The organism is Methylophaga sp. UBA4204 (assembly GCF_002379485.1).
GTDB lineage: Bacteria > Pseudomonadota > Gammaproteobacteria > Nitrosococcales > Methylophagaceae > Methylophaga.
Genome location: NZ_DFTU01000044.1, coordinates 2,452 through 3,152 on the forward strand (window position 1 = coordinate 2,452; position 701 = coordinate 3,152).

The following is a 701-nucleotide window of genomic DNA, read 5'->3' on the forward strand; positions in this document are numbered from 1 at the left end:
GCGGCCAACAGCATCGCAAAACTGCTGTCTTTTTTGATATTGATGGCTGAAATGGGATCCATCACGATGCCGATATGTCGCGACATAATTCTGCTCTTTAACGATTAATGGGTCGCTGCATTGTACCGTATCTGTTTCTTTGCGGTGACAGTCGCATTAGTCAAATCGTCGAGCCTGTAAATTCATTACTGAGTTGTCTCTACAAGCCACTGCTTTATTCGCTATAATCAGTACATTTTTAGTTATGCGAAGACAATTTTCTCAATGAGTGATTCTGCGGCAACTGTGGCGGCCACGCCAAAAACTTTTCAGGAACTGATTCTACGTCTGCAACAATACTGGGCAGAACAAGGCTGTGTGTTATTGCAACCCTATGATATGGAGGTTGGAGCGGGCACATTCCACCCGGCAACCTTCCTGCGAGCTATTGGCCCGGAGCCGTGGAGTGCGGCGTATGTACAACCATCCCGTCGCCCAACAGATGGACGTTATGGTGATAACCCGAACCGACTGCAGCATTATTACCAGTTTCAGGTTTTGATCAAACCCTCTCCATTGAATATTCAGGAGCTGTATCTGGGTTCATTAAGAATGCTGGGAATTGATACCACTATTCACGATATACGTTTTGTAGAAGATAACTGGGAATCACCAACATTAGGTGCCTGGGGCCTCGGATGGGAAGTCTGGCTCAATGGCAT

2 protein-coding genes are annotated in these 701 nt (G+C 46.5%); one reads left to right on the forward strand and one right to left on the reverse strand.

Features of this window, described 5'->3' with window-relative positions; translation table 11 throughout:
• Nucleotides 1-86, reverse strand: an 86-nt coding sequence (locus tag B3182_RS06205) for a hypothetical protein (RefSeq protein ID WP_292752008.1), incomplete at its 3' end; no start/stop codon positions are given.
• A 178-nt stretch (nt 87-264) separates the two neighbouring features.
• Between B3182_RS06205 and B3182_RS06210 the strand changes: the two genes are divergently transcribed.
• A partial coding sequence (locus tag B3182_RS06210) for a glycine--tRNA ligase subunit alpha (RefSeq protein WP_292752003.1) occupies nt 265-701 on the forward strand: 437 nt, incomplete at its 3' end.